The sequence below is a fragment of the Paenibacillus cucumis (ex Kampfer et al. 2016) genome (genome assembly GCF_019748695.1).
In the GTDB taxonomy this organism is placed as follows: Bacteria; Bacillota; Bacilli; order Paenibacillales; family Paenibacillaceae; genus Paenibacillus; species Paenibacillus polysaccharolyticus.
Genome location: NZ_JACLIC010000022.1, coordinates 30,608 through 56,717, shown reverse-complemented (window position 1 = coordinate 56,717; position 26,110 = coordinate 30,608). Strand labels below are relative to the sequence as shown.

At 48.1% G+C, this 26,110-nt stretch carries 23 protein-coding genes; all 23 read right to left on the bottom strand.

Going from position 1 to position 26,110, the window contains the following annotated elements; genetic code table 11:
• Positions 1-12: 12 nt before the first annotated feature.
• Positions 13-1,626: an anthranilate synthase component I family protein gene (locus H7T88_RS13290; protein WP_154960454.1), complete on the bottom strand. Its 1,614-nt coding sequence runs from the start codon at positions 1,624-1,626 to the stop codon at positions 13-15.
• A 225-nt stretch (positions 1,627-1,851) separates the two neighbouring features.
• A complete protein-coding gene (gene cysK, locus H7T88_RS13285) occupies positions 1,852-2,790 on the bottom strand; it encodes a cysteine synthase A (protein WP_090924634.1) in 939 nt (312 codons plus the stop codon).
• A 400-nt stretch (positions 2,791-3,190) separates the two neighbouring features.
• The gene (locus H7T88_RS13280) at positions 3,191-4,141 is read right to left on the bottom strand and encodes a peptidyl-prolyl cis-trans isomerase (protein WP_154892084.1); all 951 of its coding nucleotides are present in this window, start codon (positions 4,139-4,141) and stop codon (positions 3,191-3,193) included.
• Between the two features lie 23 nt (positions 4,142-4,164).
• Positions 4,165-5,082: an Hsp33 family molecular chaperone HslO gene (gene hslO / locus H7T88_RS13275; RefSeq protein WP_154892085.1), complete on the bottom strand. Its 918-nt coding sequence runs from the start codon at positions 5,080-5,082 to the stop codon at positions 4,165-4,167.
• A 77-nt stretch (positions 5,083-5,159) separates the two neighbouring features.
• Positions 5,160-5,930, bottom strand: coding sequence for a type III pantothenate kinase (locus H7T88_RS13270; protein WP_090924631.1), 771 nt, complete (start codon positions 5,928-5,930; stop codon positions 5,160-5,162).
• A 6-nt stretch (positions 5,931-5,936) separates the two neighbouring features.
• Complete coding sequence (gene nadC / locus H7T88_RS13265; RefSeq protein ID WP_221788857.1) at positions 5,937-6,803, bottom strand: carboxylating nicotinate-nucleotide diphosphorylase; 867 nt, start codon at positions 6,801-6,803, stop codon at positions 5,937-5,939.
• Positions 6,800-8,437, bottom strand: a complete 1,638-nt coding sequence (gene nadB, locus H7T88_RS13260) for an L-aspartate oxidase (RefSeq protein ID WP_221788869.1) — start codon at positions 8,435-8,437, stop codon at positions 6,800-6,802. The genes nadC and nadB overlap by 4 nt, the downstream gene beginning before the upstream one ends.
• Positions 8,438-8,472: 35 nt before the next feature.
• Positions 8,473-9,411 carry a quinolinate synthase NadA gene (gene nadA, locus H7T88_RS13255; RefSeq protein WP_090924628.1) on the bottom strand — a complete coding sequence of 313 codons (939 nt, stop codon included), beginning with the start codon at positions 9,409-9,411 and terminating at the stop codon, positions 8,473-8,475.
• A gap of 297 nt (positions 9,412-9,708) precedes the next feature.
• Entirely contained in the window at positions 9,709-11,751 is a 2,043-nt protein-coding gene (gene ftsH, locus H7T88_RS13250; RefSeq protein WP_221788856.1) for an ATP-dependent zinc metalloprotease FtsH, read from the bottom strand.
• Between the two features lie 100 nt (positions 11,752-11,851).
• On the bottom strand, positions 11,852-12,391 hold the full coding sequence (hpt, locus tag H7T88_RS13245) for a hypoxanthine phosphoribosyltransferase (RefSeq protein ID WP_090924626.1): 540 nt from the start codon (positions 12,389-12,391) through the stop codon (positions 11,852-11,854).
• A 52-nt stretch (positions 12,392-12,443) separates the two neighbouring features.
• Positions 12,444-13,883, bottom strand: coding sequence for a tRNA lysidine(34) synthetase TilS (tilS, locus tag H7T88_RS13240; RefSeq protein WP_090924625.1), 1,440 nt, complete (start codon positions 13,881-13,883; stop codon positions 12,444-12,446).
• 43 nt (positions 13,884-13,926) lie between these two features.
• On the bottom strand, positions 13,927-14,874 hold the full coding sequence (locus tag H7T88_RS13235; RefSeq protein WP_221788855.1) for a protein kinase domain-containing protein: 948 nt from the start codon (positions 14,872-14,874) through the stop codon (positions 13,927-13,929).
• On the bottom strand, positions 14,858-15,610 hold the full coding sequence (locus H7T88_RS13230) for a VWA domain-containing protein (RefSeq protein WP_154960444.1): 753 nt from the start codon (positions 15,608-15,610) through the stop codon (positions 14,858-14,860). Before H7T88_RS13230 ends, H7T88_RS13235 begins: the two co-directional genes overlap by 17 nt.
• Positions 15,611-15,694: 84 nt before the next feature.
• The gene (gene spoIIE / locus H7T88_RS13225) at positions 15,695-18,202 is read right to left on the bottom strand and encodes a stage II sporulation protein E (protein WP_221788853.1); all 2,508 of its coding nucleotides are present in this window, start codon (positions 18,200-18,202) and stop codon (positions 15,695-15,697) included.
• A 498-nt stretch (positions 18,203-18,700) separates the two neighbouring features.
• Positions 18,701-19,228, bottom strand: a complete 528-nt coding sequence (locus H7T88_RS13220) for a S1 domain-containing RNA-binding protein (RefSeq protein ID WP_090924622.1) — start codon at positions 19,226-19,228, stop codon at positions 18,701-18,703.
• Between the two features lie 198 nt (positions 19,229-19,426).
• The gene (locus tag H7T88_RS13215; RefSeq protein WP_090924621.1) at positions 19,427-19,762 is read right to left on the bottom strand and encodes a septum formation initiator family protein; all 336 of its coding nucleotides are present in this window, start codon (positions 19,760-19,762) and stop codon (positions 19,427-19,429) included.
• A complete protein-coding gene (gene yabQ, locus H7T88_RS13210) occupies positions 19,755-20,348 on the bottom strand; it encodes a spore cortex biosynthesis protein YabQ (protein ID WP_221788850.1) in 594 nt (197 codons plus the stop codon). The genes H7T88_RS13215 and yabQ overlap by 8 nt, the downstream gene beginning before the upstream one ends.
• Entirely contained in the window at positions 20,345-20,629 is a 285-nt protein-coding gene (gene yabP, locus H7T88_RS13205) for a sporulation protein YabP (protein ID WP_090924619.1), read from the bottom strand. The genes yabQ and yabP overlap by 4 nt, the downstream gene beginning before the upstream one ends.
• A gap of 169 nt (positions 20,630-20,798) precedes the next feature.
• The gene (locus H7T88_RS13200) at positions 20,799-21,077 is read right to left on the bottom strand and encodes an RNA-binding S4 domain-containing protein (protein ID WP_090924618.1); all 279 of its coding nucleotides are present in this window, start codon (positions 21,075-21,077) and stop codon (positions 20,799-20,801) included.
• The gene (locus H7T88_RS13195) at positions 21,077-21,349 is read right to left on the bottom strand and encodes an HU family DNA-binding protein (protein ID WP_090924617.1); all 273 of its coding nucleotides are present in this window, start codon (positions 21,347-21,349) and stop codon (positions 21,077-21,079) included. The genes H7T88_RS13200 and H7T88_RS13195 overlap by 1 nt, the downstream gene beginning before the upstream one ends.
• A gap of 304 nt (positions 21,350-21,653) precedes the next feature.
• Complete coding sequence (gene yabN, locus H7T88_RS13190; protein WP_221788848.1) at positions 21,654-23,147, bottom strand: bifunctional methyltransferase/pyrophosphohydrolase YabN; 1,494 nt, start codon at positions 23,145-23,147, stop codon at positions 21,654-21,656.
• 233 nt (positions 23,148-23,380) lie between these two features.
• Positions 23,381-25,147 carry a putative polysaccharide biosynthesis protein gene (locus H7T88_RS13185; RefSeq protein WP_221788867.1) on the bottom strand — a complete coding sequence of 589 codons (1,767 nt, stop codon included), beginning with the start codon at positions 25,145-25,147 and terminating at the stop codon, positions 23,381-23,383.
• A 353-nt stretch (positions 25,148-25,500) separates the two neighbouring features.
• Positions 25,501-26,043, bottom strand: coding sequence for a stage V sporulation protein T (gene spoVT / locus H7T88_RS13180; protein ID WP_090924614.1), 543 nt, complete (start codon positions 26,041-26,043; stop codon positions 25,501-25,503).
• Positions 26,044-26,110 lie beyond the last annotated feature (67 nt).

The following is a 26,110-nucleotide window of genomic DNA, read 5'->3' as shown; positions in this document are numbered from 1 at the left end:
CATTTCATTGCTTCATTCTGTTCTGTTCGTGTGTTTCTGCTCGCGTTGGGGTTCTCCTGCTGATGCCTGCGCTGTGTCAGCCTCCACTCGTTCACTGTAGTTCACAGCTCGCATCATTGCTCTAGCCTTGTTGGAACACTCCTTGTACTCGCGATATGGATCGGAATCAATGACAATACCTGCACCAGCCTGCACATACCCCGTCCCATCCTTAATCGCAAGAGTGCGTATAACGATATTCAGCTCCATATTGCCACTGTAGTCTATCCATCCGATTGACCCTGTATATGGCCCCCGTCGTACTGGCTCAAGCTCTTCGATAATCTCCATCGTGCGTACTTTCGGAGCACCCGTTATCGTTCCGCCAGGAAACGTTGCGGCAATGACATCAAACACAGTTAATCCTTCCGCCAGCTTGCCTTCCACCTGTGAAACCAGGTGCATAACATGCGAATATTTCTCGATTGTCATTAATTCAGGAACATGAACCGATCCATACGCAGCAATTCGCCCGATATCATTGCGCTCCAGATCAACCAGCATAATATGCTCGGCTCGCTCCTTCTCACTGCCAAGCAACTCATCTGCCATCGCCTGATCCTCTGCTTCATCTCGTCCTCTTCTTCGTGTTCCTGCGATGGGCCGCGCACTCACTTTGCCGTTCTCCACTTTGACGAGCAATTCTGGCGATCCACTGACCAGTTGGAATTCGGGACTGCGAAGCATTCCCATATAGGGTGACGGGTTCACGATACGCAGCCATTCATAGATATGCTCGCTACTGGATTGGAGCTGCTTTTCATGTCGCAGGGACAGATTAACCTGAAATACATCGCCTTGCCTGATATACTCCTGTACCTGAAGAACAGCTTGTTCAAAATCCTTTTGTGGGAAGGACGTCCTCCATCCCTCTGTTTCCCGTTCGGATTCTTCTGTGCGTAGGGCAAGATGAACCCGCCTGTGACGGAGCTCTAACGCTTGCTGTTGCTCCTCTGCCTGAGCGAAACCCATGATATGAAGCCAGCGTTGCTGCATGGCTACCGCACGTTTCCCAGCCGCAGCATAGAGACTCTGTAGATTGGCCTGTTCCTGCTGTTCAGCACTCACTTCCAGATGCACCATACAGAAAAGAGCCTGCTGCTCATGGTCGTATGCCCATATTTCCTCAAAGCGCATCCACCAGTAATCTGGAAGTGTGGGATTATCCTCAGCAATCGTTGGCAGTTTCTCCAGTGATCTGGCTACATCATAGCTGAGGTATCCGGCGCAACCGCCTGCAAAATCTGGTGCTCCGTCAACCTTGGGTGCTCGGTAAGGTGATGTCCACCGTTTTAGCACATCCAGCGGATTGCCCTGATCTGTTCGACTTGTTCCTTGGAACACGTCATGAATTGTGGCTTCCTGTCCTTTGCCGGAAACGATGGATACCGGATTTAAGCCGAGGAAAGTATACCTTCCGCCTTTACCATTCTCCAGCACAATTGCGTTAGGAGATGCTTGCTGCCACGCTGCCTCCCACGTTAGCGGTAAACCACCATGATACGGTCCCTCATCCGACTTCGTTATATATGGTAACATTGTCCAGCCTTGTCCAGCCCATGCTTCCCAGTCGGCGTATGTTGTCATCAGATGTGTCACTGCGGCCCGCCGCCCTTTCCTGTGTCACTATATAAGTTGTGCAACCGAGTGTTCAACTTATATAGTTCTTATTGTTTGATAGTATACTAAAGCGCCGTTGCTTTTAAAAGCATTACGCAAAAAATCCTCCCTACCCGTCAGGGCAGGAAGGATTGATATAAACTGTTCAGAAACATTAAGCTTATCCGGTAAAAGATAGGTCCTATGTCTGAATTACGCCTCGAAATTGTAAAGCGGTGTGCTCAGATAACGTTCGCCATTACTTGGCACGATAACGACAACGCGTTTACCTGCACCCAGTTGTTTGGCTACTTGAAGTCCTGCGCGAATCGCTGCACCGGATGAAATACCGGACAGAATACCCTCTTCTTTTGCAACAGCACGAGCCGTTTCAAATGCATCATCATTCTCGATGTGAATGATCTCGTCATATACTTCTTGATCCAAAATTTCAGGAATAAAGTTTGCTCCAATTCCCTGAATTTTGTGAGGACCCGGTTTGCCACCAGCCAGAATTGGTGATGCTGCCGGCTCTACAGCCACAATTTTGATTCCAGGGAACGCTTCTTTCAACACTTCACCTGTACCTGTGATTGTTCCGCCAGTACCGATGCCCGCAACAAATGCATCAAGCGTGCCGCCTACAGACTGGATCGCTTCAACGATTTCAGGACCAGTCGTTTCGCGGTGAATCTTCACATTTGCTTTGTTTTTGAACTGCTCCGCCATGAAGTAGGACGGGTTTTCTTTCAACAACTCTTCGGCTTTTTTGACTGCACCATTCATTCCTTCTGCTCCAGGTGTAAGTACAAGCTCAGCACCATAAGCACGAAGCAGGTTACGACGCTCCAAGCTCATCGTCTCAGGCATTACAATAACAGACTTGTAGCCTTTAGCAGCAGCAACCATCGCGAGGCCGATCCCCGTGTTACCGCTTGTTGCCTCAATGATCGTACCACCCGGTTTCAGCTTGCCTTCTTTTTCCGCTTCTTCAACAATGCTAACTGCGATCCGATCTTTAACACTTGATCCTGGGTTCTGGTATTCCAGCTTCACCAATACTTCAGCACTACCTTCAGGTACGATATTGTTCAAACGAACAAGCGGAGTACCTCCGATGAGTTCAGTTACGTTATTAACTACTTTAGCCATATGAATGCCCTCCTTAATGGTATAAATGGTACTTAACTCCTGTAAACTTATGCGGTTTCTGCAAGTCAGCCTCTGGATGTTTATGAAGAACTGCGGAAATCCGGTGGTTATCCGATCCTTTCTGCATAAAGAACCACGCAAACAGGTGTAGGTAGCGCCGAGTTTTCCGAAAGTTTCTTTATTACATTGAAAAAACATTTGAATTCATGCATCTCATGTCATGATGTATTTATATCCGAGTAAACGAGTAGGTTTTGATTATTTTCATCTTATCAACGTTACACGCCATTGTCAATATGAGTACTCAAAAAAATACTTTGCCTTGGGCCCTGAGACCGTAGACAAAGTATTTTTATCAAGATGCAACTTCTATAAGACAGGAAAATTGTCAATCTTCGTTTCAGGAGGCAGGAATCTCGGAGATGATCACAGCCTCGTATTTATCGCGCAGCATCTGCTCTACCTGCGGAAGTGGATCAGCCTGACTTAAGGCCAGCTCCATACGAATCTCTTCATGTACTTCCTTTGCTGACTGCTCCTGGCGTTCGGCTTTGTCATTCAGTTTGATGATGGCATAACCGTCCTCAACTTTCACTGGACCAGCAATATCACCGATTGACATATTGGCAGCCCTTTGCAAAATGGATTTAGGTTGGAAAGGGTCGTTCTGATCAATCCACCCTAGTTTACCTCCCGCATCTCGGGAGTAACTATCCTCTGATTCGGAACGAGCCATTTCTTCGAAATCTTTCCCGTTCCGAAGCTCCGTCAATATAGCCTCTGAATCAGACTTTTCTTTTACCACAATAATAGACAGATCATATTTCTCAGGGGTGATATAGTCTTCTCGATGCTCTACCCAGTATTTTTGAATATCGTCATCCTTCACCTGGATACCTGCGGTAGCAATCTTTTCGAGCAGTAGACGGTAACCTGCCTCTAATTCGAGATCCTGCTTCGACAGGCCAAGCTGTGATTTCATGGCATCATAGTATGACTTCTCTGAATCATACCCATCCATCGCTCCAGCCATTTCTCTTGCAATCTCTTTCGGAGTAACCACCAAATTGCGTTGAAGGGCTTCAGCATAAACCGCTTTTCGATTCAACATCTGCAGCAGGATTTCACTGCCATAACGTCGTTTTAATGCATCTGTCCAATCTTTATCCGTAATCACTTCACCGTTAATCGTTGCAACCGTACTTCCCTCTTCCTTGTTGGCATCATGAGGTGTCTCTGCATCTTCTTTCCCCTGATGAAGCACCTGCATCGCCATGAATGTACCCATCACGAGCACGCCAAGTGTCAAAATAACGACCGCCGTCCATAATCCTTTTTCCTGTCTGGTCATACCTCATCCCGTCCCCGCATCGATCAATTCTTGGCTTGTTCTAGGATGGCCTCTAGCTGCTCTTTGTTAAAATCATACGCTTCATTACAGAATTGGCAGACCACTTCAGCTTGCCCCTCTTCTTCAATTAATTGCTCCAGCTCGGACTGGCCTAGACTGATTAAGGTTTGTTCCAGACGTTCACGAGAACAACTACATCTAAAACGAATATCCAGTTCGCCCATGACCTGCACATCCGGCAGGAGACGGCGCAACAATTCCTCTAGCTCGAGTCCTTCGTTCAACAAGGTTGTCACCGGAGGCAGTGCACCAATGGCATTCTCGATTTCTGTAATCTCGGGATCAGTGAGGCCTGGGAGAAGCTGAATAATAAATCCGCCCGAAACAATAACCGAGTTATCCGTATCAACCAGCACACCCACTCCAACAGCAGAAGGCGTCTGTTCTGACTGAGCAAAATAATAAGTAAAGTCTTCGCCCAGTTCGCCCGAGATAATCGGAATGCTACCACGGTACGGGTCTTTCAGTCCCAGATCCTTCGTTATATTTATGAAACCTTCTGTACCCACCGCCCCAGCTACATCCAATTTACCAAAACGATTGCTGGGCAGATGTACATGCGGATTGGAAACATAACCGCGCACCTCACCTTTGGCATTAGCGTCCGCTACGATCTGGCCTATTGGGCCATCTCCGTTCACTTGTATAGTTAGTTTCTCATCACCTTTAAGCATGGCACCCATAATGGCTGCTGTCGTTACTGTACGCCCCATAGCTGCTGTAGCCGTGGGAAACGTATCATGTCTTCTACGCAGTTCTTCTACCAGTTCTGTGGTCTGAACGGCAAACGCTCTTACCTTTCCATTCATCGCTGTACCACGGATCAACCGGTCATGTTTGTTGTTGTTTTCCAAGTCATTCAGCCTCCTTTGGCGTGTCATTTTAATATCCTAACAGAAAAAAACGGCTCAACATTTAAGCTGTAATCCCAGCCTGCTGTATGCCGCCCTTTGTATGTCTACCTTTCCCGGTTCCGCTCGTAGATGACACGTAGCCCCTCAAGCGTAAGCAGTGGATCAACTTTCTCAATGCTACGGGTTTCTTCTGCAATCAGAGTAGCAAGACCTCCTGTGGCAATAACCATAGGTTCAGCCTTCATCTCTTCGCGAATTCGTTCTACGATGCCGTCCACTTGGCCAGCATAACCATAGATGATGCCGGACTGCATGGCATGCACGGTATTGCGCCCAATCACCTTCTTCGGCTTCTCCAGCTCAATTCGCGGTAGCTTCGCTGCTCGCTCGTAAAGAGCTTCGGTAGCAATGTGAATACCGGGTACAATCGCACCGCCAAGGTAATGGCCCTTCTCGTCAATGCAGTCGAACGTCGTGGCTGTACCAAAATCAACGACCACAAGCGGGCCGCCGTATTTTTCCACGGCCGCCACAGCATTCACGATCCGATCCGCCCCTACTTCACGCGGATTCTCATATCGTAGATTCAGGCCGGTCTTGATACCGGGCCCAACCAGCAATGGCTTTTTGCCCACATATTTCACACACATCGTTTCGATGACACTCACCAGTGGCGGAACCACTGATGAAATAATGACACCCTCAATGTCTCGGGCAGAAATACCGGACATATGAAATAAATTATAAATCAATACGCCGTATTCATCCACTGTGGACTGACGAGATGTGCTCAGACGAAAATGATGCAACAGTTCACGGCCCTGATATACCCCGAGCACGATGTTACTATTGCCCACGTCTACGACTAGAATCAAGGAGGTTCACCCCTCTTTCTTTTCGTTTAAATCCAGGCTGATATCCAGGCTCTCAAAAGAATAGGTTAACCTGCCAACCGAAATTACATCCACACCCGTTTCCGCTATTCCTCGAATCGTTTCAAGTGACACATTGCCGGATGCTTCTATCTTCACATGCGGAGCCTGTTCACGAATCAGAGCGACTGCTTCTCGCATCCGATCAGGCCGCATGTTATCCAGCATAATGATATCTGACCCAGCTTGCAAGGCTTCCTGTACTTGAGCAATGTTTTCCGTTTCAACTTCAATCGTCATCGTATGCGGAATAACTGCCCGTGCTCGCTGCACAGCTTCTGTAATGCTACCTGCACCTTTAATATGATTGTCTTTGATCATAACGGCATCATACAGTCCAAACCGGTGATTGGCTCCGCCCCCCACACGTACAGCATACTTTTCCAGCAAGCGATGGCCTGGTGTTGTTTTGCGCGTATCGACAAGTCTGGTCTTCAATCCATCAAGAGCATCTACGTAGGAACGTGTTCGGGTAGCAACACCGGACATACGCTGTAACAGATTAAGTGCGAGCCGTTCCCCAGTCAGGAGCGAATGTGTACTCCCTTCAACTTCAGCCAATATGGTGCCAGGAGTGACTGTATCACCGTCTTTTACCTTTGCCGTATAACGGAGCTCTGGATCTACGACTTGAAAAACAAGCTCAGCAATCGTCATGCCCACTATGACTCCATGATCTTTGGCATGAATCACAGCCTTGGATTCACTACCTGCTGGAATGGTCACATTCGTTGTGACATCCCCTGCACCTACATCCTCGCGCAGCCAGCCTTTGATCGTCTCAATTAGTTCCTCATTATATCCGTTCAGTATCATGACATCCATTCCTCCACAATCGCTTGTTCTCGCTGCTGCAGACTATGCTTCTGCCATATTATATCGTCTCGTGCAGGGAAGTCCTCACGGTAATGTGCTCCTCGGCTCTCCTCACGGTGCAGCGCTCCGCTGGTTACAAGCCACGCACAAGTCAGAAGGTTCGCATACTCCAGTTCTTCTCTTTGGGTAAGTCTTTGATCAAAAAAAGACAACTCCTGTTGCAATTTATCCATTGCCTGTTGCAAGTTCTTTCCGTTTCTTCGCAGTCCCACTTGACGAACCATCATCTTTTGCAGACGTAAACGTCTTTCCGATACCGGCTTGGAATGTTGCTGTTCTTTTGCACGGCTAATATTCTGATTCTCCATGCTCTGAGATTTCACATCTCTTCCAAGTGGTTCTTCGATGGCCGGCAACGCATGGATACGATCCACGATTCTGCGTCCAAATACAATCGCTTCAGATAAGGAATTGCTCGCTAGTCGATTAGCTCCGTGCACGCCGGTAGAGGATACCTCGCCACAGGCAAATAAACGGGGGATACTGCTCTCACCACTCAAGTCCGTCTTTACTCCGCCCATCATATAATGCGCGGCAGGTGCAACCGGAATCCAATCTGTAGTCATGTCGAGACCGTAACGCATACAAGTTTCATAAATGGTAGGAAAACGATGCTTCACCATCTCCGGCTGCTCATGGGTAATGTCGAGGTAAACAAAGGTACTATTCGTCAGTTCCATCTCGCTGACAATCGCTCTAGCTACAATATCACGGGGTGCCAGTTCAAGCTGGGCATGATATTTCTCCATGAATCGTTCACCCTTCACGTTGCGGAGGCAAGCACCTTCCCCGCGTACCGCTTCAGATACCAGGAAGCGGGGTGCTCCCGGGTAACATAAGGATGTCGGGTGAAACTGGATGAATTCCATATCACGAACTATAGCCCCCGCACGGTATGCCATAGCTACCCCATCAGCTGTAGCTACATCCGGATTCGTCGTATAACGATACAGCTGTCCCGCACCGCCTGAGCAGAGCACTGTTGCTTTTGCTTTGACAAACACCTTTGAGCCGTCTTCTTTCAGAATCAGAGCACCGATACATTCTCCTCGATCCGTAATCAAATCCACCACAAAGTGCTCATCCCAAACGTCAATGCCTGGATGCTCGTGAACCTCAACAGCGAGTGCCCTTACGATCTCATATCCAGTCGCATCCCCATTGGCATGTAAAATACGGCGGTGGCTGTGCGCACCTTCCTGCGTCAACGCCAACTCGCCGTTCTCCAGATCGAACAATGTTCCCAGACGGATCAGTTCTCTGACACCGTCCGGGCCCTCATTAACCAATACTTCAACTGCCTCGGATCGACACAAACCGGCTCCGGCAACAAGAGTATCTTGCAAGTGGTACGCAGGAGAATCATCTTCAGCAATAACAGCCGCAATCCCGCCCTGCGCATATCTGGTGTTACTCTCAAGTAAAGACTTCTTCGTAATCATCAGAACACGATGCTGTTCGCTAGCCTTAATTGCGGTAAACAAACCAGCAATGCCTGAACCGATCACCAGTACATCGGTCTCCACCATTGGCAGCGCAGAGAGGTCAAAATCATATATATATTGCGGTATCATCTTATTCACCTGTCTCGGAGCAAGAGTAACGCATGTTACTTCACCAGTAACATGCGCTCTAGTGATTCTCTGGCTTTATCAGCAACAGCCGGTGGGACATAGATCTGAGGCTTCATCGTCTCCAGGCATTTGACCAGCTTCTTCAGGTTGTTCACCTTCATGTTCGGACATACCAGGAACTTGGTCGCAAAATGGAACTGTTTATCCGGACTGTCGAGGCGAAGCTGATATCCTGTGCCATCCTCCGTGCCGACAATGAATTCCTTAGTGGAGGATTTCTTGCAATATTCCAAAATGGCTGTTGTGCTGCCTACAAAATCCCCCATTTCTACAACTTCAGGGCGACACTCGGGGTGCACCACAAACTCAGCATTCGGATATTTAGCCTTCATCTCAACAACATCTTTTACCGTGAGCATATCGTGTGTATTGCAGTAACCTTCCCAGATGATCATCTTCTTGTCTGTGTGCTGCTGTACATAATGCCCCAGGTTTTTGTCCGGTACCCAGATGATTTCTTCGGAATCCACAGACTGGATTACACGAACAGCGTTTGCTGATGTACAGCAAATATCTGTTTCTGCTTTGATCTCAGCCGAGGAATTAATGTAGGTGACTACCTTGGCGTTCGGGTGTTGTGCCTTCAGCTTACGTAATCCGTCCACGTTCACCATGTCTGCCATTGGGCACCCGGCACGTTCATCAGGGATCAAAACGGTTTTGCCCGGAGCCAGAATTTTAGCGCTTTCACCCATAAAATGAACACCACAGAATACAATAACATCCGCATCTGTTTGCGCTGCCTTCTGGGCCAGCAGGAAAGAGTCTCCGCGGAAATCTGCGACTTCCTGTACTTCATCACGTTGATAATAATGAGCAAGAATAATAGCATTACGTTCCTTCTTGAGTTCCATCAGCCGCTCACGCAGCTCACGATTCATCTCAGCCTTGCGCTCTAAAGCCAGAGCTTCCACCTGTGATCCTCTCCTTATCGGGACAGCGTCAAGCGCTGTTTCATGGACTAACCTATGTCGTTATGTTCGCTGGTGAAACGAATCACAAGCGGTTTAACAACTAATGTACACAACGTTCACGACTCTGTCAATAAATGAAAAAAGGCAGGATATACTGCCTTTTCCCCCTTATGCTATCCGGTTCGCCATATAGCTCTTGATTATCTGTTTCTTCTGATCTTGAATAAATCCTACAAAAAAAAGAGAGCCACAAGGGCTCTCTTTTCATTCCGGTCACATGACCAGACATGTTACATATTAAGATGTTGGCTTTGAGCCACCATCATTCGGATCATTGCTGCCCTTATCCAGGTCAGGAGCTTCGTTTGGAATATCTCCAGCTGGTGGCTCAGATGTTTCATCTTTGCCTTGAATGCGAACGCGAACATCACCGATGTTATCAATGATTGGCTCGCCGCCTTCATTTGGCGTACCTTCTCCTGAGTTATCGCCTTCTGCTTTTGGTGTCAAGGAACCTGTTTCAATCAATTGCTTGATCTGATCCATTTCCAGTGTCTCCACTTCAAGCAGTGTTTCAGCGATCAGATGCATCTCTCTTGTATGTTTGGTAAGGAGAGCTTTACACTTCTCATAACAGTCGTTAATAAAGCGTTGCATCTCTTGGTCGATCTCATATGCGATGGAATCCGAGTAATTCTGTTCATGACCGATATCCCGTCCAAGGAATACCTGTCCTTGTGAACTTCCGAATTGCATTGGACCCAGTTTCTCACTCATACCGTATTCCATAACCATGCTACGAACGATACCTGTCGCTTGTTGGAAGTCACTGTATGCACCGGTACCGATCTCACCGATAAACAATTCTTCCGCCACGCGACCTCCGAGAAGTCCGGTTACTTTATCCAGCAACTCCTGTTTGGTAACGAGCATACGGTCTTCTTTTGGCAACATGATTACATATCCACCCGCACGTCCGCGCGGAATGATGGTCACTTTATGTACCATATCAGCATGTTCCAGGAAGTATCCTACAATGGTATGGCCTGCTTCGTGATAAGCAACAATGCGTTTCTCCCGATCACTGATGACACGGCTTTTCTTCTCCGTACCAACGATGACTCGGTCAATCGCCTCATCCACTTCACGCATGGAAATATCTTTTCTGTTACGGCGTGCTGCGAGCAATGCCGCTTCATTCAGCAAGTTCTCCAGGTCTGCACCCGAGAAACCTGTTGTACGCTTCGCGATGATGTCCAATTTCACATCTTTCGTGAGCGGTTTATTACGGGAGTGTACTTTCAGTACAGCTTCACGGCCCTTGACGTCTGGACGATCCACTGTAATTTGACGGTCAAAACGGCCTGGGCGCAACAACGCAGGGTCCAGAATGTCTGCACGGTTCGTTGCGGCAACGATGATAATACCTTCGTTTGCACCGAATCCGTCCATTTCAACGAGCAATTGGTTAAGGGTCTGTTCACGCTCGTCGTGACCTCCGCCCAGACCAGCACCACGCTGACGTCCTACTGCATCGATCTCGTCAATAAAGATGATACAAGGCGCATTTTTCTTTGCATTTTCGAACAAGTCACGTACACGTGATGCACCGACACCGACAAACATTTCAACGAAATCGGAACCGGAAATGCTGAAGAATGGTACACCTGCTTCACCGGCTACAGCACGAGCAAGCAATGTCTTACCTGTACCTGGAGGACCTACGAGCAATACGCCCTTCGGAATACGTGCCCCAACGGCTGCGAACTTCCGAGGGTCCTTGAGGAAGTCTACGACTTCAACAAGCTCTTGTTTCTCCTCGTCTGCACCCGCCACATCTTCAAATGTAACGCGCTTCTTCTCTTCATTGTAGAGGCGAGCACGGCTTTTACCAAAGTTCATTACTTTACCGCCGCCGCCTTGAGCCTGATTAAACAGGAAGAAGAACAGCAGGAACATAATGATCAAAGGAATAAAGGAAGTCAGCAACGTCAACCAGATGCTGTCACCTTTCATTGGTTCCTGATGATATTCAAATTTGTTAGCTTCACTTGCAGCTACAAGTTCGGTAATTGCCTCATCCGTAGGAGGAATATACGTTGAGAAATTTTCTGATTTGGCCCCATCAGGTGCTTGTTTGTATCGGCCGGTCACGAGATATGTCTGACCATTGAATTGAACAGTCACTTCGGCGATATTGTTGGCTTTAACCTCAGCACGAAACTGATCATATCTAGGGTTTTCTATAACATCGTTTCCATCTGTGATAAATCTAACTAAACCCACCACAACTAAAAAAAGAATCAAATAAAAACCAGAATTCCGGATGAACCGATTCATCCCCTACCTCCTCTCGAGACACTTTAATTATTTTAACATAGCCCGACATGGCTTCTCAATAGAAGCCAAGAACAGCTCAAGGCTTCGGCCTTACTAGATATCAGCTTGTGTAGATTTCTGGTTTCAGAATCCCGATATAAGGAAGATTCCGGTATTGCTCGGCATAATCCAGACCGTACCCCACGATGAACGCATCAGGGATATCAAAGCCCGTGTAGTGAGCTTCCAGTTCCACTTTACGGCCGGATGGTTTATCGAACAATGTCACCACACGTACGGTTTCAGCACCGCGGTTTTCCAACAATTCAATCAAATAGCTGAGGGTCAGTCCGCTGTCGATAATATCTTCGACAATCAGAACTTCACGTCCTTCAACGGATACATCGAGATCCTTGATGATTTTGACAACACCGGATGACTTGGTAGATGCACCATAACTGGATACGGCCATAAAATCCATCTCAACCGGTACCGTTATGTTCTTAACCAAATCAGCCATAAATATAAACGCACCTTTGAGCACGCAAATGACCAAAGGGTTCCGGTTAGCATAATCGGCACTAAGTGTTGCGCCTAATTCCTTAACCTTACTCTGAATTTCTTCTTCACTGATCAATACTTCTTGAATGTCGTTCTGCAACTGTGCGAACCTCCTAAGTTATACTATGAAAGCCTTACCTGAACCATAACCACTACCCCTGAATCGCTGAATCGCCTACAGTCATGTACAGGATTGCGGAAGTGCTCTCCCTGACAGGAGCCATATCGGACCGGCGAACACCCGGTAACCAGATGACATTGCCTGCTCCATCACAAACCACAGGAATGCGTGGTCTGACAGATGGGGGAATCTTCTCGTCGATGAAAATATTTTTCACCTTTTTGCTCCCGTTTAATCCCATTACCTTCATGGTATCTCCAGGTAACCGTGAACGTACAACCAGCGGCATCTGAAGCCCATTCGCATCAAATGCGGCCTGATCAGCCGATTCCGGTACATGATAGTTTTCGGGACTCATCGGCATCAACCGGATATATCGGTTAATCTCGGTGAGTGAAAGCTCATAAGTTCCGCTCCATTGTGCAAGACGATACTCGTAAGATTGACCCTGTGCACTTGCCCGTTCGCCAAAAGAAATCAGATCATACTCCCGGGCACATACGAGTGTCTGTCCTATATCCAGGCTCCAGGTCGTCACCTCGGTCTCCATGACCTTGCGCCGAATAGTTTCAATACGGGTAAAGTCGACAAAATCACTGTCCAAAGGCAGATAATTCAATATTAGTTTAATCAACCTTCGTTGTAAAGCGACATGTAACTTCAAGAAGGAAGGCACCTCAAAGGTCTGCCTTCCGCCGTTCACCTGCACTAGACACCTGTATGTGTCATGAGTACTCTGCTCCATGAAATCGTCTTCGTCACCCACAATTTCGGCAAGTCGATTCAGTGACGGCGTGAGTTGTCCATTATATTGCCCCAAAAATGGAAGCACATCCAGACGAATCGCATTACGCCGATATTTTCGTTGATCATTACTCTCATCATGAAAATAAGTAAAACCCTGTGTAATACAAGCTTCTACAAGGTCTGTCTTGTTTATACGAAGGCATGGACGGATAAGTTCCACATTTTTTTCACGACGTTTGAACTTCATACCTGCCAGCCCCGAAAGCCCGCTACCTCGGAGCAAATGAAGCATAACAGTCTCGGCCTGATCATCGGCATGATGTGCCAAGGCAATACTTGCTGCCCCATATTTGTCAGCCACTTCATGCAAAAAGGCGTAACGCCGGTTCCTCGCTGCCTCCTGTGGACCCTGACCTGTCTGTTTCATATAGGAAGGTATATCGGCTTTGACCCACTCAAATGCAAGGCCAAGCTGACGTGCCACATCCATCATCTGACGGGCCTCTTCATCCGACTCCGTCCGAAATCCATGATGTACATGGGCACAGATCAATTCAAGCGGCACATGTCGCTTGCTGATCTCATGCATGATATGCAAAAAAGCTACCGAATCCGGCCCGCCCGATACAGCGATGACAATCCGGTCTCCGGGAACCCATAACTGATGCTCTTCCGCTGCATCCAGTACGTTATCCACCAGTGTCTCCCAGCGTGAAGCTTCCATACCTGTTCCTCATTCCTTGCGTTATGTATATGCACGCCCAACATCAAAAACGTAGTGCATAGATAAGTACACCGATAAGTAGAATTACCGATAGAGCAAATGCATTTTTCAGCCATCGCGGTGTGCTGCTTCTGGAACGCCGGCGCATCTGTGTAGGACGTGCCATTAATTCCTTCCACGATTTTGCAGCATGGTCTGCATTCTGGAATTGTCCCCGTAGGGCCACTATAATCCATTCACGAAAAGGGGCCAGCCGTTCGCTTTTTTCCACCAACATCACAAGTTGACTCACATTCCGCAATTGTGGGAGGCCATCTGCAGCCAAAGACTTCAGCGCGTCCGCTTCCAAAATGTGAATCATCAAAAGCGCATAGGCAAACACATCATATGTAGCATCCGCAGTTCGGCTACCTGCATTCCAAAATCCCCGGTCATACCATTCCGTGAACTGTTTAACACTTCGTCCAATGGACGTTACCCCGCCATAATCAATCAGCTCGACATGACCGTAATCCGACACGAGTACATTTTGAGGTTTGAGATCGCCAAATACCCAGCCTGCCTGATGTAATTGAGCGAGTCTCTGCAACAATCGTAATCCAACCAGCAGTGTCCAGTCTGTTCCCTGACGCCGAATGAAATGATGGAGAGCCTCACCCCGAACGTAGCGCATCACATAAAAAGGAATATCCCGTCCACGAACGGCATAATCATCCACATCTTTAAGATAGGAAGGAATGCCGCTCTGCCGAAGGGCTTCATGATTACGCTGTAATTGAAATGATTTGAGTACATTGATCTCCGATTGCAAATCAACCGGGTCAAATCCCATTTTGAGCGCATAATGTCTGCCATTCTCTCCACGCTGGACGAGGAAAACAACCCCATTGGCGCCTCTGCCCAGCAACTTTCGAATCGTATACCGACTTCGGTTCCATTTCCCCGTAATGACGGTTCCTGGCGGGAAAGAGGCATCAGACAACGTTGTCACCGAGCATCCCTTCTCTTTCAATGCGATAGTTCCCTTCTATTTCCTGCTGTTCCTCCAGTGTACCATAACGGTAAAAATCAATCACCTTCTGAATTGCAGGGCCTGTCGGCGTTGCCCCCTTTGTCTGCAACCGTCCGAACAAAGAACGAACACGCCCGGGATCATCGGTCCAGTCGATATCCATTACTGCATCCTCTCCGCTGTGGCGGCCTGGGAAATGAAATACAGATAACCGACTTTTGCCTACTCGTGCCTGCAGGCTTAACATCAAATCCCGAATCCCTTCTTCTACTGCTGCCAGCTTCGGTTTCATACTAGCACTGACGTCAATCAGAAGTGTGACCTGCAGGGCGGCATTTTCCGTCAGATTGTCAATCACTTCCACAACCTGCGAGCGCTGGGATGGTTCCAGATCCGTTACTGTCTTGGTCCCCTTCTCTCCCAAAATTTGTGTTAACTCTCTATTAACCGCCTGTTGAATGGTCTGAACCACTGTTTTTCTTGTCATCATCTGCATCGTATGGGCAAGCTGTCTTGTGCCTACAGTCTGACTGATGCCTCCGCCAGCTCTCGCAATATCCTCAATCTCCCGACTACCCAGCTCGCCAATCGTGCCATAATCAATTACACCTACGACATTGACTGTAATCCCCTCTTCCCGTGCCTCAGCCGCTGCCAGTACCGGGCTTACCCCCACATTGGAACAACCGTCAGTGATCAATAAGATTTGTTTCATCCGATATCCCTCCGTTTTTCGTACTCTCCAACTCTATGACTAGCATTGCCAGATTGAAGAGAGTTCAAACGGATTCGCATAGGTTTAACTTACGGTGCGAGGACGCTCCATACGATTAATACCAGGCACACGTAAGGTGGCCCACTCCGGGCGATAATGTTCAACTTTGCCAACCACGACGGTCATGTCATCCAAAATCTCTTGCTGCTGATAGCGAATAACACTCTCAAGCAAGCAATCTGCGAGTTCCTGCGGATCATCCGTATGAATCTCCTGAATAAGTCGTTTCATCCATAGCTCTTTATTGACTGCATATCCTGGAGCATCATAGATGCCGTCCGTCATCATGATCAAGATATCACCCGGCTGTAACTGAAGGGTGACCAAATCGACCTCAATATCTTTAATGATCCCAATCGGTAGATTGCTCGCTGAAACTTGAATAACCTCCTGCCCACGTTTAATAAAGCTTGGGGTCGAACCGATTTTCATAAACGTTGTCTCTGCCGTATATTCATCGATCAATGCCATATCTACGGTGGCATACATCTCCTCTGGAGAACGCAGCATCAGCACAGAATTGACAGATTTGATTGCTAATTTCTCGTCCATGCCCGATTGAAGCAGTTGCTCCAAAATATTTAATGCAGCACTGCTCTCCATACGAGCCCGTTCCCCGTTGCCCATCCCGTCACTAAGTGCCACTGCAAACGTACCGTTGCCAAGTTCCACAGTGCTGAAGCTGTCTCCCGACATCACATCGCCTCCTTTAGCGGCGGCAGCTACACCTGTCGTGATCTCGAATGTCTTCGCTGAACCGAAGGTTACGGTTGCCAGTCCCTGACGGGGATCAGTCATGGTCTCATGCAACACAGCAATATGCTCGTCCAGCACGTTAGAGATCAGCGGAGCGATCATTTTACGGCATTCATCGAATCCTCTCGTATATGCATGTACAATCTCAATCTCCACATTGCCAGCTTCCAGATTAATAATTTCTATAGAATGAATAGATAGTCCCAATGACTCCAGTGCATCCCGAATTTGTTCTTCCTGCTGTACCATCTCCTCACTTTCGCGTTGAATTTCTTTGGCCAAGTCCTCCATCACCTGTGATACACCTGACAATTGCTCAGCAACCAGCTGACGGCTGTCCATAATCTGGCGTTTCCATTGCATATTATGCTGATGCAGGCCATATTGGGCACGCATCACTTCGAGTACCTCCTCCGGTTTGGCACACACCCGGTTCCATTCCACCGGAATTTGGTCACCTGACATCTCCGGGTTTGTCTCAATGGAACTCATCACATCGGTCATATAGCTATACGTTTGAATAAACTTCGCATCCCAGCATTGCGCACGCTTGAAGCACCCCGCACAAGTACCCTCAGCAACCGCGTTCATGAAGTGATCCATCCCGCCTTCTTTATGTACCGGCTCCCCCGTGCCGGACATCTGATCGAAGCTGCGTGACAACTGACGGAATACCTGTGAGAAGCGTGTTACTCGCTCCGCCGTAATATCCCGAATGCGTTTCGCATATTCATGCTGGGATTTGGTATGATCCTGTGTGCCTGGTACGTATTTGGAGATTGCTGTGAACATGCTTTTGGGTGTTAACATAAACAGGACGATAGCTGCACACGTCTCCCACAAGGAATTCATCACGTCACTTGGGCCGCCCAAGTAAATCGATAGAATAGATGAACCTAGCAACATTCCTAGGGCAACCCCCATACGTTTCCCCTCACGAAGCATACCTGCCAACATCCCGGCAAAAGCAAGCAGACTCATCTGATACACGGCAGACATATCGGCGAGACTCAGAATTAACCCCGTAATCACTCCAACCGATGCACCCAGGGGGGCTCCGCCCACCAGCGCAAAGACGAGAATGAGATAACGGGAAAGCATATGCTCCACCGAAAGAGACTGAATGGTCCACCCAACTGCCCCAGTCATCACGGAAGCCAGCAGGATGATCAGACACAAAATCTCCTCGTTCTTTAGGCTGAACTTTTTTTTGCGATACGTAAAAATGGGGATAGCCTGAATGAATACAAGGGTTAATACGAAACTTAGCACGGAATCCATGGTGAGCATCAACATCGCATACCAACTGAACGAAGGCCCAATCACAACGGCGAATAGCTTCACCATAAAAGTTGTCGTAAACACCATCACTGGTGCATAAGATAATTCAGCACGGTCGTAAGACTCGAGCCCTCGGAACAGCAGATAGAAGATGGCAATCTCAGAGGCTACAATTAGCGAAACCGGGAATGGTGCAAACAGACTCCCTGCGAGTAATGCCGCACCAACGGGTATCATATAATCCCTGCGCATAAAAGCAATCACGGCAAAGTATGCAATCGCAAAAGGAGTTAATTCATTGAGGATCATCGCCTTTCCCAATAAGAACCCCATAAAAGTAAGTAGCAACACCCACTTGCGAGATGCCACAGCCTGGACAGCCTTGCGGGAACCCAGCCACTGTTTCAGACGTACCGACAGCTCCTCCCGAGCTGCAGCACCCCCCTTGCCTGCTTTCATCCCCGGAAATTGAATGACATTCCACTTCTCCATCATGCTCAAGGCACCCCATTCGATTATTTGATTTCGTGTTTCACTCTCGATGGTTCTGATTATAGATAGAATAGAAGACATAGTTTGTCAGAATAGCTGGACGAGCTTCAAAAAGTTTACGACAAAAGAAACCGCTGCGGCGCGATGGTGTGAAACCCTCGGCCTTATTGTGCTTTCCAGCATTTTTGAGCAAACTGTTGAACGGTGGCATGTCTGATTTTGAACGAGAAGTTAGAGGGTGTCGTCATGATCTGAGCAGAATAACTGGAGAATGCCATGGAAACCTGTCGGTAAAAAATGGGAGACGACAAATGTTCTTATTCTCCCCTGCACAATGTAAATCATGAAGAAATCATGTCGCGTTTCACCTAAAAATAAACTCCTAGCCGATGTTTCATCGAAATATGAAATGGTCATCAGATTATATAAAATAAGCACAAAAAAACCGTTAGCCAGTAGGCTAACGGTTTTACTTATATATTCAAATCAGGTTGAAACAGATTACACACGCTTAGCGCCGCGGCCACCACGTTTGCCTTCTGTATTCTTCTTGAGCGAAGAGATCCGTTCCTCGCTATCTTTCAGGAAGCGTGACATTTTATCCTCAAATGAAGGTTTGCCTGCTGCGGGCTTGAAAGAACGGCCTCCGCGGTCACGGTTAAATCCACCGCCGCCACCACCACGACCTTGGCCACCACTTGGGCCTCCGCCGCTGAATCGTTCGCGATCTCCTCCACTGCGTTCCGGTCTAGGAGCTCTTGGGGGTCTGGATTGAGTTTGTTGCTCTACCGGTTTGTCAACAGCCTGTTTGATGGAAAGTCCGATCTTGCCGTCTTTGTCAACGTTGATAACCTTTACTGTGACTTGGTCATTCAGCTTCAGGTGGTCGTTGACATCTTTGACGTAATTGTCGGCGATTTCCGAGATGTGAACGAGACCCGTGACACCTCCTGACAGATCCACAAATGCTCCAAAATGCGTGATTCCTGTCACCTTGCCCTCTAACTTGGTGCCCACTTCAATTGCCATAGAATAAAATGATCCTCCCTTAAAAATATACAACCCGATTTTTTGAATGCCAAAATCATGCTGTGCTAAATGTAATTATACCTTATGCCATAAACCAAGGTCAACTGAGCACTACCCCATTGTAACGCCTATTTTTTCCGGTTTACGCGCATAAGACTCATGGAAAACAAACCTTGCTTAGCAAAAGACTGGATTCCATCAGTTCCCTGACCCTTCGACCTGAATTGGTGTTTCTTCAGGAAGATAGTAACCTTTTTTTCGTGCCAGCTGTCCTATGTATTCAGGGTCCTTCAACCGACTGACCTCATACTTCAGCTGCTCGAGCTGTTTCTGCGTATCCTGCTGCGAAGTTTGCTGTGTGGCCAAGTAATCACTCTTGTCCGAAATTTGCGCATTCTGTACAAGAAACGTATATCCTGCCCAGATCGCGAATACAGCAACAAATGTCAACCAAAGCATCAGACGCCTTCGTGCACCAGCAGATTTTCCCTGGTTAGCTGGGCTCTTCTTACTACCCACAGGTGTTCTACTCATTCCCCGGACGACCTCCTTGAAACCAGCGTTTCCATATCGCTGCAATTCTTGTACCCGCTTGGATCATCCATCGAGGCGTTACCCAATATCTCAGTAGCGGCCTAAACATCCAGCGGAACAACTTGCCGAAAGGGATTAAACATTGCAACACCAGCTTGCCCAGGAATAGCAGGATCGCGATGATGAAACCAAATATTACACGAACCAATCTGTATATTCCCTTCGCTGGCACAACAATCAGGATGTTAAGGATATGTCCACACCACTGGATGAGTGTTCTCGCGAGTTTAATTAACATTACCACAAAATGCTGGGTTGTAACACTTAAAAGCCAAAAATAGAAGCAAACTCCGATAATCAGCCCCAAAAAGACATAAAACCGCAACTGTCCGTGGTTTCCGGCATACAACATCCGGAAAACGAACAGTGCGGAAGCGACCCAATACAACAGGTCTAACGTGTGGATGCTCCACCTCGGAAATCGCAGCTGTCCTGACAGTACCCGGTAACTGTCATAAGCTACACCCATCACAACTCCCGATAACACCATCCAGGTCAGTGTGATCCACTGCGCATCCAGAATCATCGGAACATCTTGCCAAACAGGCCTTTACTGTTTTTGGACTGGGAACCGGGATCGAGATACTGAAGTGAACTAACCGTACCCTCAATGGATAAAAGACCTTCCTCCAGGCTCAGGTTCTTGATATGTAAATTGTGCCCCCGGATCGTCAGATGCCCAAGTTCGGTCTGTAGCAAGAACTCCTCACTGTCAAAGCTCTCCACATTCGAAACCCCTGTTAGATCCAGCAGTTTCCTATTTTGCATGTTTAGATAGTGTTGTTTAGCTTTTCCGTGCTCAGCCATGGCATGTACCCCTCCTTCTTTTGTACCTAGCTTATGGATGAGATACCCAGATTAGAACTCCTGTCTCTTTGATCTTTCCATTTGTCTATGGGAAAAAACATAAAAGCGTCCTCCCTTTACTGGGAGAACGCTTCATTTAAATGATCTAAAGATGTATCAGAAATTTCTGTTACCAATCCATCCCGTTATCCTTGGCAATCGGCTCTTCCTTAACCAAGGTATAGAGGCTGCTTGCCTCATCCTTCTTGGTACTCTCAGCAAGACGCTCCACCTTCACGGTGACTAGCTTCTGACCGAACTGAACCGTCAGCTCATCGCCTACCTTTACAGCAGCGCTGGGCTTGGCTTCCCGTCCATTTACAAGAACACGTCCCTGTTCAGAAACGTCCTTGGCTACAGTACGGCGTTTGATCAACCGAGATACCTTCAGGAATTTATCAAGACGCATTATTTTACAGCTTCTTTAAGTTTGTTACCTGCTTTGAATGCAGGAACAGTGGACTCAGGAATCACAATCTCATTCCCTGTTTGTGGGTTACGTCCCGTACGACCAGAACGTTTGCGGGTCTCAAAAGTGCCAAAGCCGATCAATTGTACTTTGTCTCCGCTGGCAAGTGCATCTGTAATTTCTCCTAAAAAGCCGTTCAATACGGACTCGACATCTTTCTTTGTCAAACCGCTTTTGTTTGAAATGTTGTTGATCAGGTCTGTTTTGTTCATGTTAAAAGCCTCCCAAATTGAAAAAAAAGTATCTGCGAGCCTTGGCTGTTTTAAAATAACCAAGTTGATTCTCGCACGGTTACTACACATGTATTCTGGCTTTCATGCTAAATTCCTGCCTTGACCAACGACTTTTTTTAACTTATGCCGTTGCATGACAGAGAATCATCTTAGTCCAGTACCCGATATGATGTCTCTTCAAACACCAGACTCAATATAATGCTGAACACACGTTCGTATCATCATAACACACTGCCGAGCCTGATGGAATACGGTGTCTGGGTATTTTTACAAATCAGTAAAATCAGAGCCCGGCCTTCTTTGCCTGTTGCCAGAACCGTTCCATCTCTTCTACCGTACTTTCCGCAGGTGTTTTGCCCTGTTCACGCAACCGATCCTCAATGTACTGAAACCTTGCCACAAACTTGCGGTTCGTGGCGGCAAGAGCCTCCTCCGGATCTGTGTCAATAAAACGTGCCACATTCGCCGTGGCAAATAACACATCACCGAGTTCAAGCTTGCGTGCTTCTGCATCATGCCCTTGCTGTACCGCTTCTCTGAGTTCAGCCAGTTCTTCTTCGATCTTGGCAAAAACGCCCTCCACATCATCCCAGTCAAAGCCAACTTTGGCGGCCTTCTTCTGGAGCTTATATCCTTTCATAAGTGCAGGCAGATCACGGGGGATACCGTCCAGTACGGAAGTTTTTTCTACGTCCTGGCCTTTACGTTTTTTCTCCTCTGCTTTCATCTGTTCCCAGTTTTGCAGGGCTTCATTCGCGTCTTGTGCTTGATTATCGCCAAATACGTGCGGGTGACGGAAAATCAACTTGTCATTAAGTCCTTCTATAACGTCATATACGTTGAATGTGCCAACCTCTTCCTCCATCTGAGAATGCAACATAATTTGCAACAACAGATCACCCAGTTCTTCTTTCATGTGATCCGGGTCATCCTCATCGATAGTTTCAATCACTTCGTATGTCTCTTCAATCAGGTTTTTACGAATCGACTGATGTGTCTGCTCCTGATCCCATGGACAGCCACCCGGACTGCGAAGAATGTTTACGATCTCGTGCAATCGCGCGAAAGAACGGCGGCGTAATGCATCATCTGTATTTTTCGGCACATAGATCAGTGACAGGTTGCCATATCCCGGGGTACGATCCAACTCATGCAGTGGTACCTTATGGATGACTTCCTGATCTTGTACGCCAAGTGCATGGCCCACAAACACCGGATAATCATCCGGGTATACTTCCATTAGACATAGCTTCACATCGGATGCAGTAAAACCGTCGTAGACTTGTCCAATCAACGTATGCAGCTGGGGTTGTATCAATTCGGGGCTGAGGCTACTTGCATCAAGCAGTTGAAAGCCTTCAATAGGGTCGAATCCAAGTCGGATAAAGGCTTCATCCAGGAAGCTCTCTCCGCCCATAATACGTAAGGAAATGCCCTGCTGCGGACAACGTTCTTTCAAAAGTCGTACACTGGCTTCGGCCACCATTGGATGGCCTGGTACAGCATAGACAATCTCGGTGCCTGCATCGCCGCTACGAGCCGCGTCGATTAATTGGTTCGCAATCTCATCGTAAACCTCCGGGAAGGAGGATTTGGACTCATAGATTGTGTCAAACGACGTCATCTCTAGCCCTTCCTGCTGTAAATCATTCAAGACAGGATGATCCAATGTGCGTACATACAATGTAGCCGCATGTTTCATTTTTTTAATAATACCTAAAGTCAGTTGGTCCGCATCTCCAGATCCAAGACCTACCACTGTCAAAGCTGCACTCATTACACTTAACCTCCATCCGAACCATCCTGCTTTTCCGAGCGACCTCTAACTCATGTACCATTTCAATGTGCGCATGAGCATCTCTCTTTTTTATCTGAACAGGATGGCGCTCAATAATTAAACGTATTATACCAGAATCTGTCGATATCCTATAATTGCATCTGCGTAGCTGTTTCATGCTGTTCAGTCGTACTGGCCCTCCATCAACTTACACTATAGCAACTATGATTTGGCTAGTGCAGTACACGCAGTCTGCGCAACAGCTGCGCCAGACGCGGCCCCAGCTTCGGCAAGGCCGCCAGCTCTGCGGCGGTCAGTAACCCTGTCCGGGCCGCGGCCAGCACAAACACGGCTGCGCCTGCGGCAATGCCCAGCAGGCTCACGCCCATCGCAGCCAGCCGATGCGTGGCTGCGATGCCCAAGCCGCCGAGCACTGCTTCGGCGGCCCAGGCCATGCCTAGCGCCGCCAGGCTCATGGCGGCGATCACCAGCGCCGGCTTCGCCAAGACGGCGCCAAGAGCAGGGCGCATGGCGGTGAGCCGCGCCAGAAGCACCACATTCAGGCCAGCCGCCAGCATATAGGCGGCTGCACCTGCAAGTGCCGCGCCGCTGATGCCTAGCGCTGGCACAAGCATGACGTTCAGCAGCACCTTGACGCCTGCTGCGGCCAGCATGCTGAACGCAGGAGCACGCACGGCGCCGAGGCCTTGCAGCAGCGCCGCCGCGATGATGCTGACGGTGCTACCTGCAGCCGTCAGCGCCATATACCGCAATGCTTCGGTGCCTGCGGCATCCCCGTACAGCATGCGGTTAATCGGGTCTGCCAGCACCGCAAGTCCTGCAGAGGCTGCCAGACCGATCAGCCAGAACCAGCGCAGCGCCATGCCCGCTTGCTTCCTGACGGCTTCTGGCCCGCCCTTCAGGCGCGCTTCGGCCATCGCCGGAATAAACAGCACCGAGAGTGACGTGGCAAGCATCGTCACCAGCTGCACCAGTGGCAATCCGCGGTTGTATATGCCGAAGGATACCATCGTTTGCATATCATCCAGCCCTTCACCGCGTAGCAGACGTGGAACGGTAAAGGTGTCCACCAGATTCATCAGGGGCACTGCCAGTGATCCAAGACAAACCGGAATGGCATAGACAAGCAAAGTACGCATCCATTCGGTATTTGAGCGTCTGATCTTCCGAGCTTGACCGCTTCCTCCAACTACTGCAACATCATGTTCCACTACTCCAGTATGCCGATCTGCCCCTGAATCCAAAGACTCTTCACATACTGTCTCTCCCTTTTTCTTGCGATCTTCTGTGTACATCGGCTCTCTATCCATCGAATGTACTTCCTGCTCTTTCCGCCGATGTCTATTTACGAATCCCAACATGACGATGAGCCCTGCACATCCTCCGGCTACCGAGCCTAACATTGCCCCGGAAGCAACCGTTTCAAGCGAAGCATCCTGGCGGATCAGCCATAATAACACCACAATCATGACCGTGACCCGCACCGTCTGTTCGACCACCTGAGATACGGCTGTAGGCACCATCTGCTGCATCCCCTGGAAGTATCCACGTAAACCTGTCATCAGCGGTACACATAACAAGGCCAGGGATGCTGCACGGATGGAAGGAATCACATGCTGATTTCCAATCAGACCTGCGATCCACGGTGCACTTCCATACATCACCATCGCGGTAATCATACCTAATCCGCCAAGCAACATCGAAGATAATCGTATAATTCTTCGGCTCTCGTCTGGTCTGCCGAGGGCATTCTGTTCAGCTACGAATTTGGATACAGCCAAGGGCAACCCAGCCGCAGCCAGCGTAATAATGAGCATATATAACGGATAGACCGTATTGTAGATACCAAAGACACCGTCTCCCCCCAGATTTTGAAGAGGAATTTTTTGAAAAGCACCAATGATTTTGGAGATAATGACGGCAAGCCCAAGGATAAAAGCACCCTGTAGCAGCCTTGTTCCTGAAGATGGCTGTTTTATCAATTTCCCGGTTCCTTCCATGTGTATTCTGGCATTCAAACGAAGCATAAAGCTTCCTTTGCTATTATACCTGCCAGAAGGCACACAATACGAACATCCTTTGAGCCACAACCTGTGATCAGATCAAAACCTCTAGCCTCCCTGAAAGAAAGCTGCATCGGAAGCATATGCCTCGCCTTTATCACCGGATTTTCCCCTTTGGAAAAGGGAATCCAAAAAAATCTGGGGATAACAGCGATTGAAAGTTTATTCTGTCATCGGAGTACTTGTGTAAACACTTATAGTTCAACTTATATGTAAAAAGCAAAAACTCCCGTATGCCCGGTTCAGGCTCACAGGAGTCCATCTGCTATCTATTGTTCCATTTGTTTGCCAAGGAAGCCAGCAGCCGTCTCAGCCATTTTAGTCTCCATCTGAGACATCTTCACGGATTCATCCTTGTTGAACAGGATAACGGTTCCGATGGGATCACCACCAGAGATAATTGGCGCGATAACAAAAGAGGATAACGTCTCGTCATGATCTTTGCTAAGCTCATAAGTACCATTGGTTGCTTCCATAATTGTCTTACGGTTTTCCATGCAACTCTCCACAAGGCTGCCAACCTGTTTATCCAAATACTCTTTCTTGGATCCGCCTGCCACCGTGATAATGGTATCCCGGTCAGAAATCATCGTAACGTGACCTGTACTCTCATACAGCGATTCTGCATATTCTTTGGCAAAATCACCAAGTTCTCCAATGGGCGAATATTTTTTAAGAATAACTTCTCCATCCCGATCCACAAAAATTTCAAGCGGATCTCCCTCACGAATACGCAACGTACGACGGATTTCTTTAGGAATGACCACACGACCCAGGTCATCTATACGGCGGACAATACCAGTAGCTTTCATTTACATGTTGCCCCACTTTCTCGAGAAGATTTTTCAACTACTGTTCCTTAATGGGTAGAGGAAAGTC

What these genes read in the sequence shown, in the direction of transcription:
- yabN (WP_221788848.1), bottom strand. Translation starts at nt 23,147, where the DNA reads ATGAGTGCAGCTTTGACAGTGGTAGGTCTTGGATCTGGAGATGCGGAC.
- H7T88_RS13195 (WP_090924617.1), bottom strand. Translation starts at nt 21,349, where the DNA reads ATGAACAAAACAGACCTGATCAACAACATTTCAAACAAAAGCGGTTTG.
- nadB (WP_221788869.1), bottom strand. Translation starts at nt 8,437, where the DNA reads ATGATACCGCAATATATATATGATTTTGACCTCTCTGCGCTGCCAATG.
- yabP (WP_090924619.1), bottom strand. Translation starts at nt 20,629, where the DNA reads ATGGCTGAGCACGGAAAAGCTAAACAACACTATCTAAACATGCAAAAT.
- H7T88_RS13215 (WP_090924621.1), bottom strand. Translation starts at nt 19,762, where the DNA reads ATGAGTAGAACACCTGTGGGTAGTAAGAAGAGCCCAGCTAACCAGGGA.
- yabQ (WP_221788850.1), bottom strand. Translation starts at nt 20,348, where the DNA reads ATGATTCTGGATGCGCAGTGGATCACACTGACCTGGATGGTGTTATCG.
- spoIIE (WP_221788853.1), bottom strand. Translation starts at nt 18,202, where the DNA reads ATGATGGAGAAGTGGAATGTCATTCAATTTCCGGGGATGAAAGCAGGC.
- H7T88_RS13280 (WP_154892084.1), bottom strand. Translation starts at nt 4,141, where the DNA reads ATGACCAGACAGGAAAAAGGATTATGGACGGCGGTCGTTATTTTGACA.
- cysK (WP_090924634.1), bottom strand. Translation starts at nt 2,790, where the DNA reads ATGGCTAAAGTAGTTAATAACGTAACTGAACTCATCGGAGGTACTCCG.
- nadC (WP_221788857.1), bottom strand. Translation starts at nt 6,803, where the DNA reads ATGATACTGAACGGATATAATGAGGAACTAATTGAGACGATCAAAGGC.
- H7T88_RS13230 (WP_154960444.1), bottom strand. Translation starts at nt 15,610, where the DNA reads ATGAAACAAATCTTATTGATCACTGACGGTTGTTCCAATGTGGGGGTA.
- tilS (WP_090924625.1), bottom strand. Translation starts at nt 13,883, where the DNA reads ATGGAAGCTTCACGCTGGGAGACACTGGTGGATAACGTACTGGATGCA.
- H7T88_RS13200 (WP_090924618.1), bottom strand. Translation starts at nt 21,077, where the DNA reads ATGCGTCTTGATAAATTCCTGAAGGTATCTCGGTTGATCAAACGCCGT.
- spoVT (WP_090924614.1), bottom strand. Translation starts at nt 26,043, where the DNA reads ATGAAAGCTACTGGTATTGTCCGCCGTATAGATGACCTGGGTCGTGTG.
- H7T88_RS13290 (WP_154960454.1), bottom strand. Translation starts at nt 1,626, where the DNA reads ATGACAACATACGCCGACTGGGAAGCATGGGCTGGACAAGGCTGGACA.
- hslO (WP_154892085.1), bottom strand. Translation starts at nt 5,082, where the DNA reads ATGACACGCCAAAGGAGGCTGAATGACTTGGAAAACAACAACAAACAT.
- ftsH (WP_221788856.1), bottom strand. Translation starts at nt 11,751, where the DNA reads ATGAATCGGTTCATCCGGAATTCTGGTTTTTATTTGATTCTTTTTTTA.
- H7T88_RS13220 (WP_090924622.1), bottom strand. Translation starts at nt 19,228, where the DNA reads ATGGCAATTGAAGTGGGCACCAAGTTAGAGGGCAAGGTGACAGGAATC.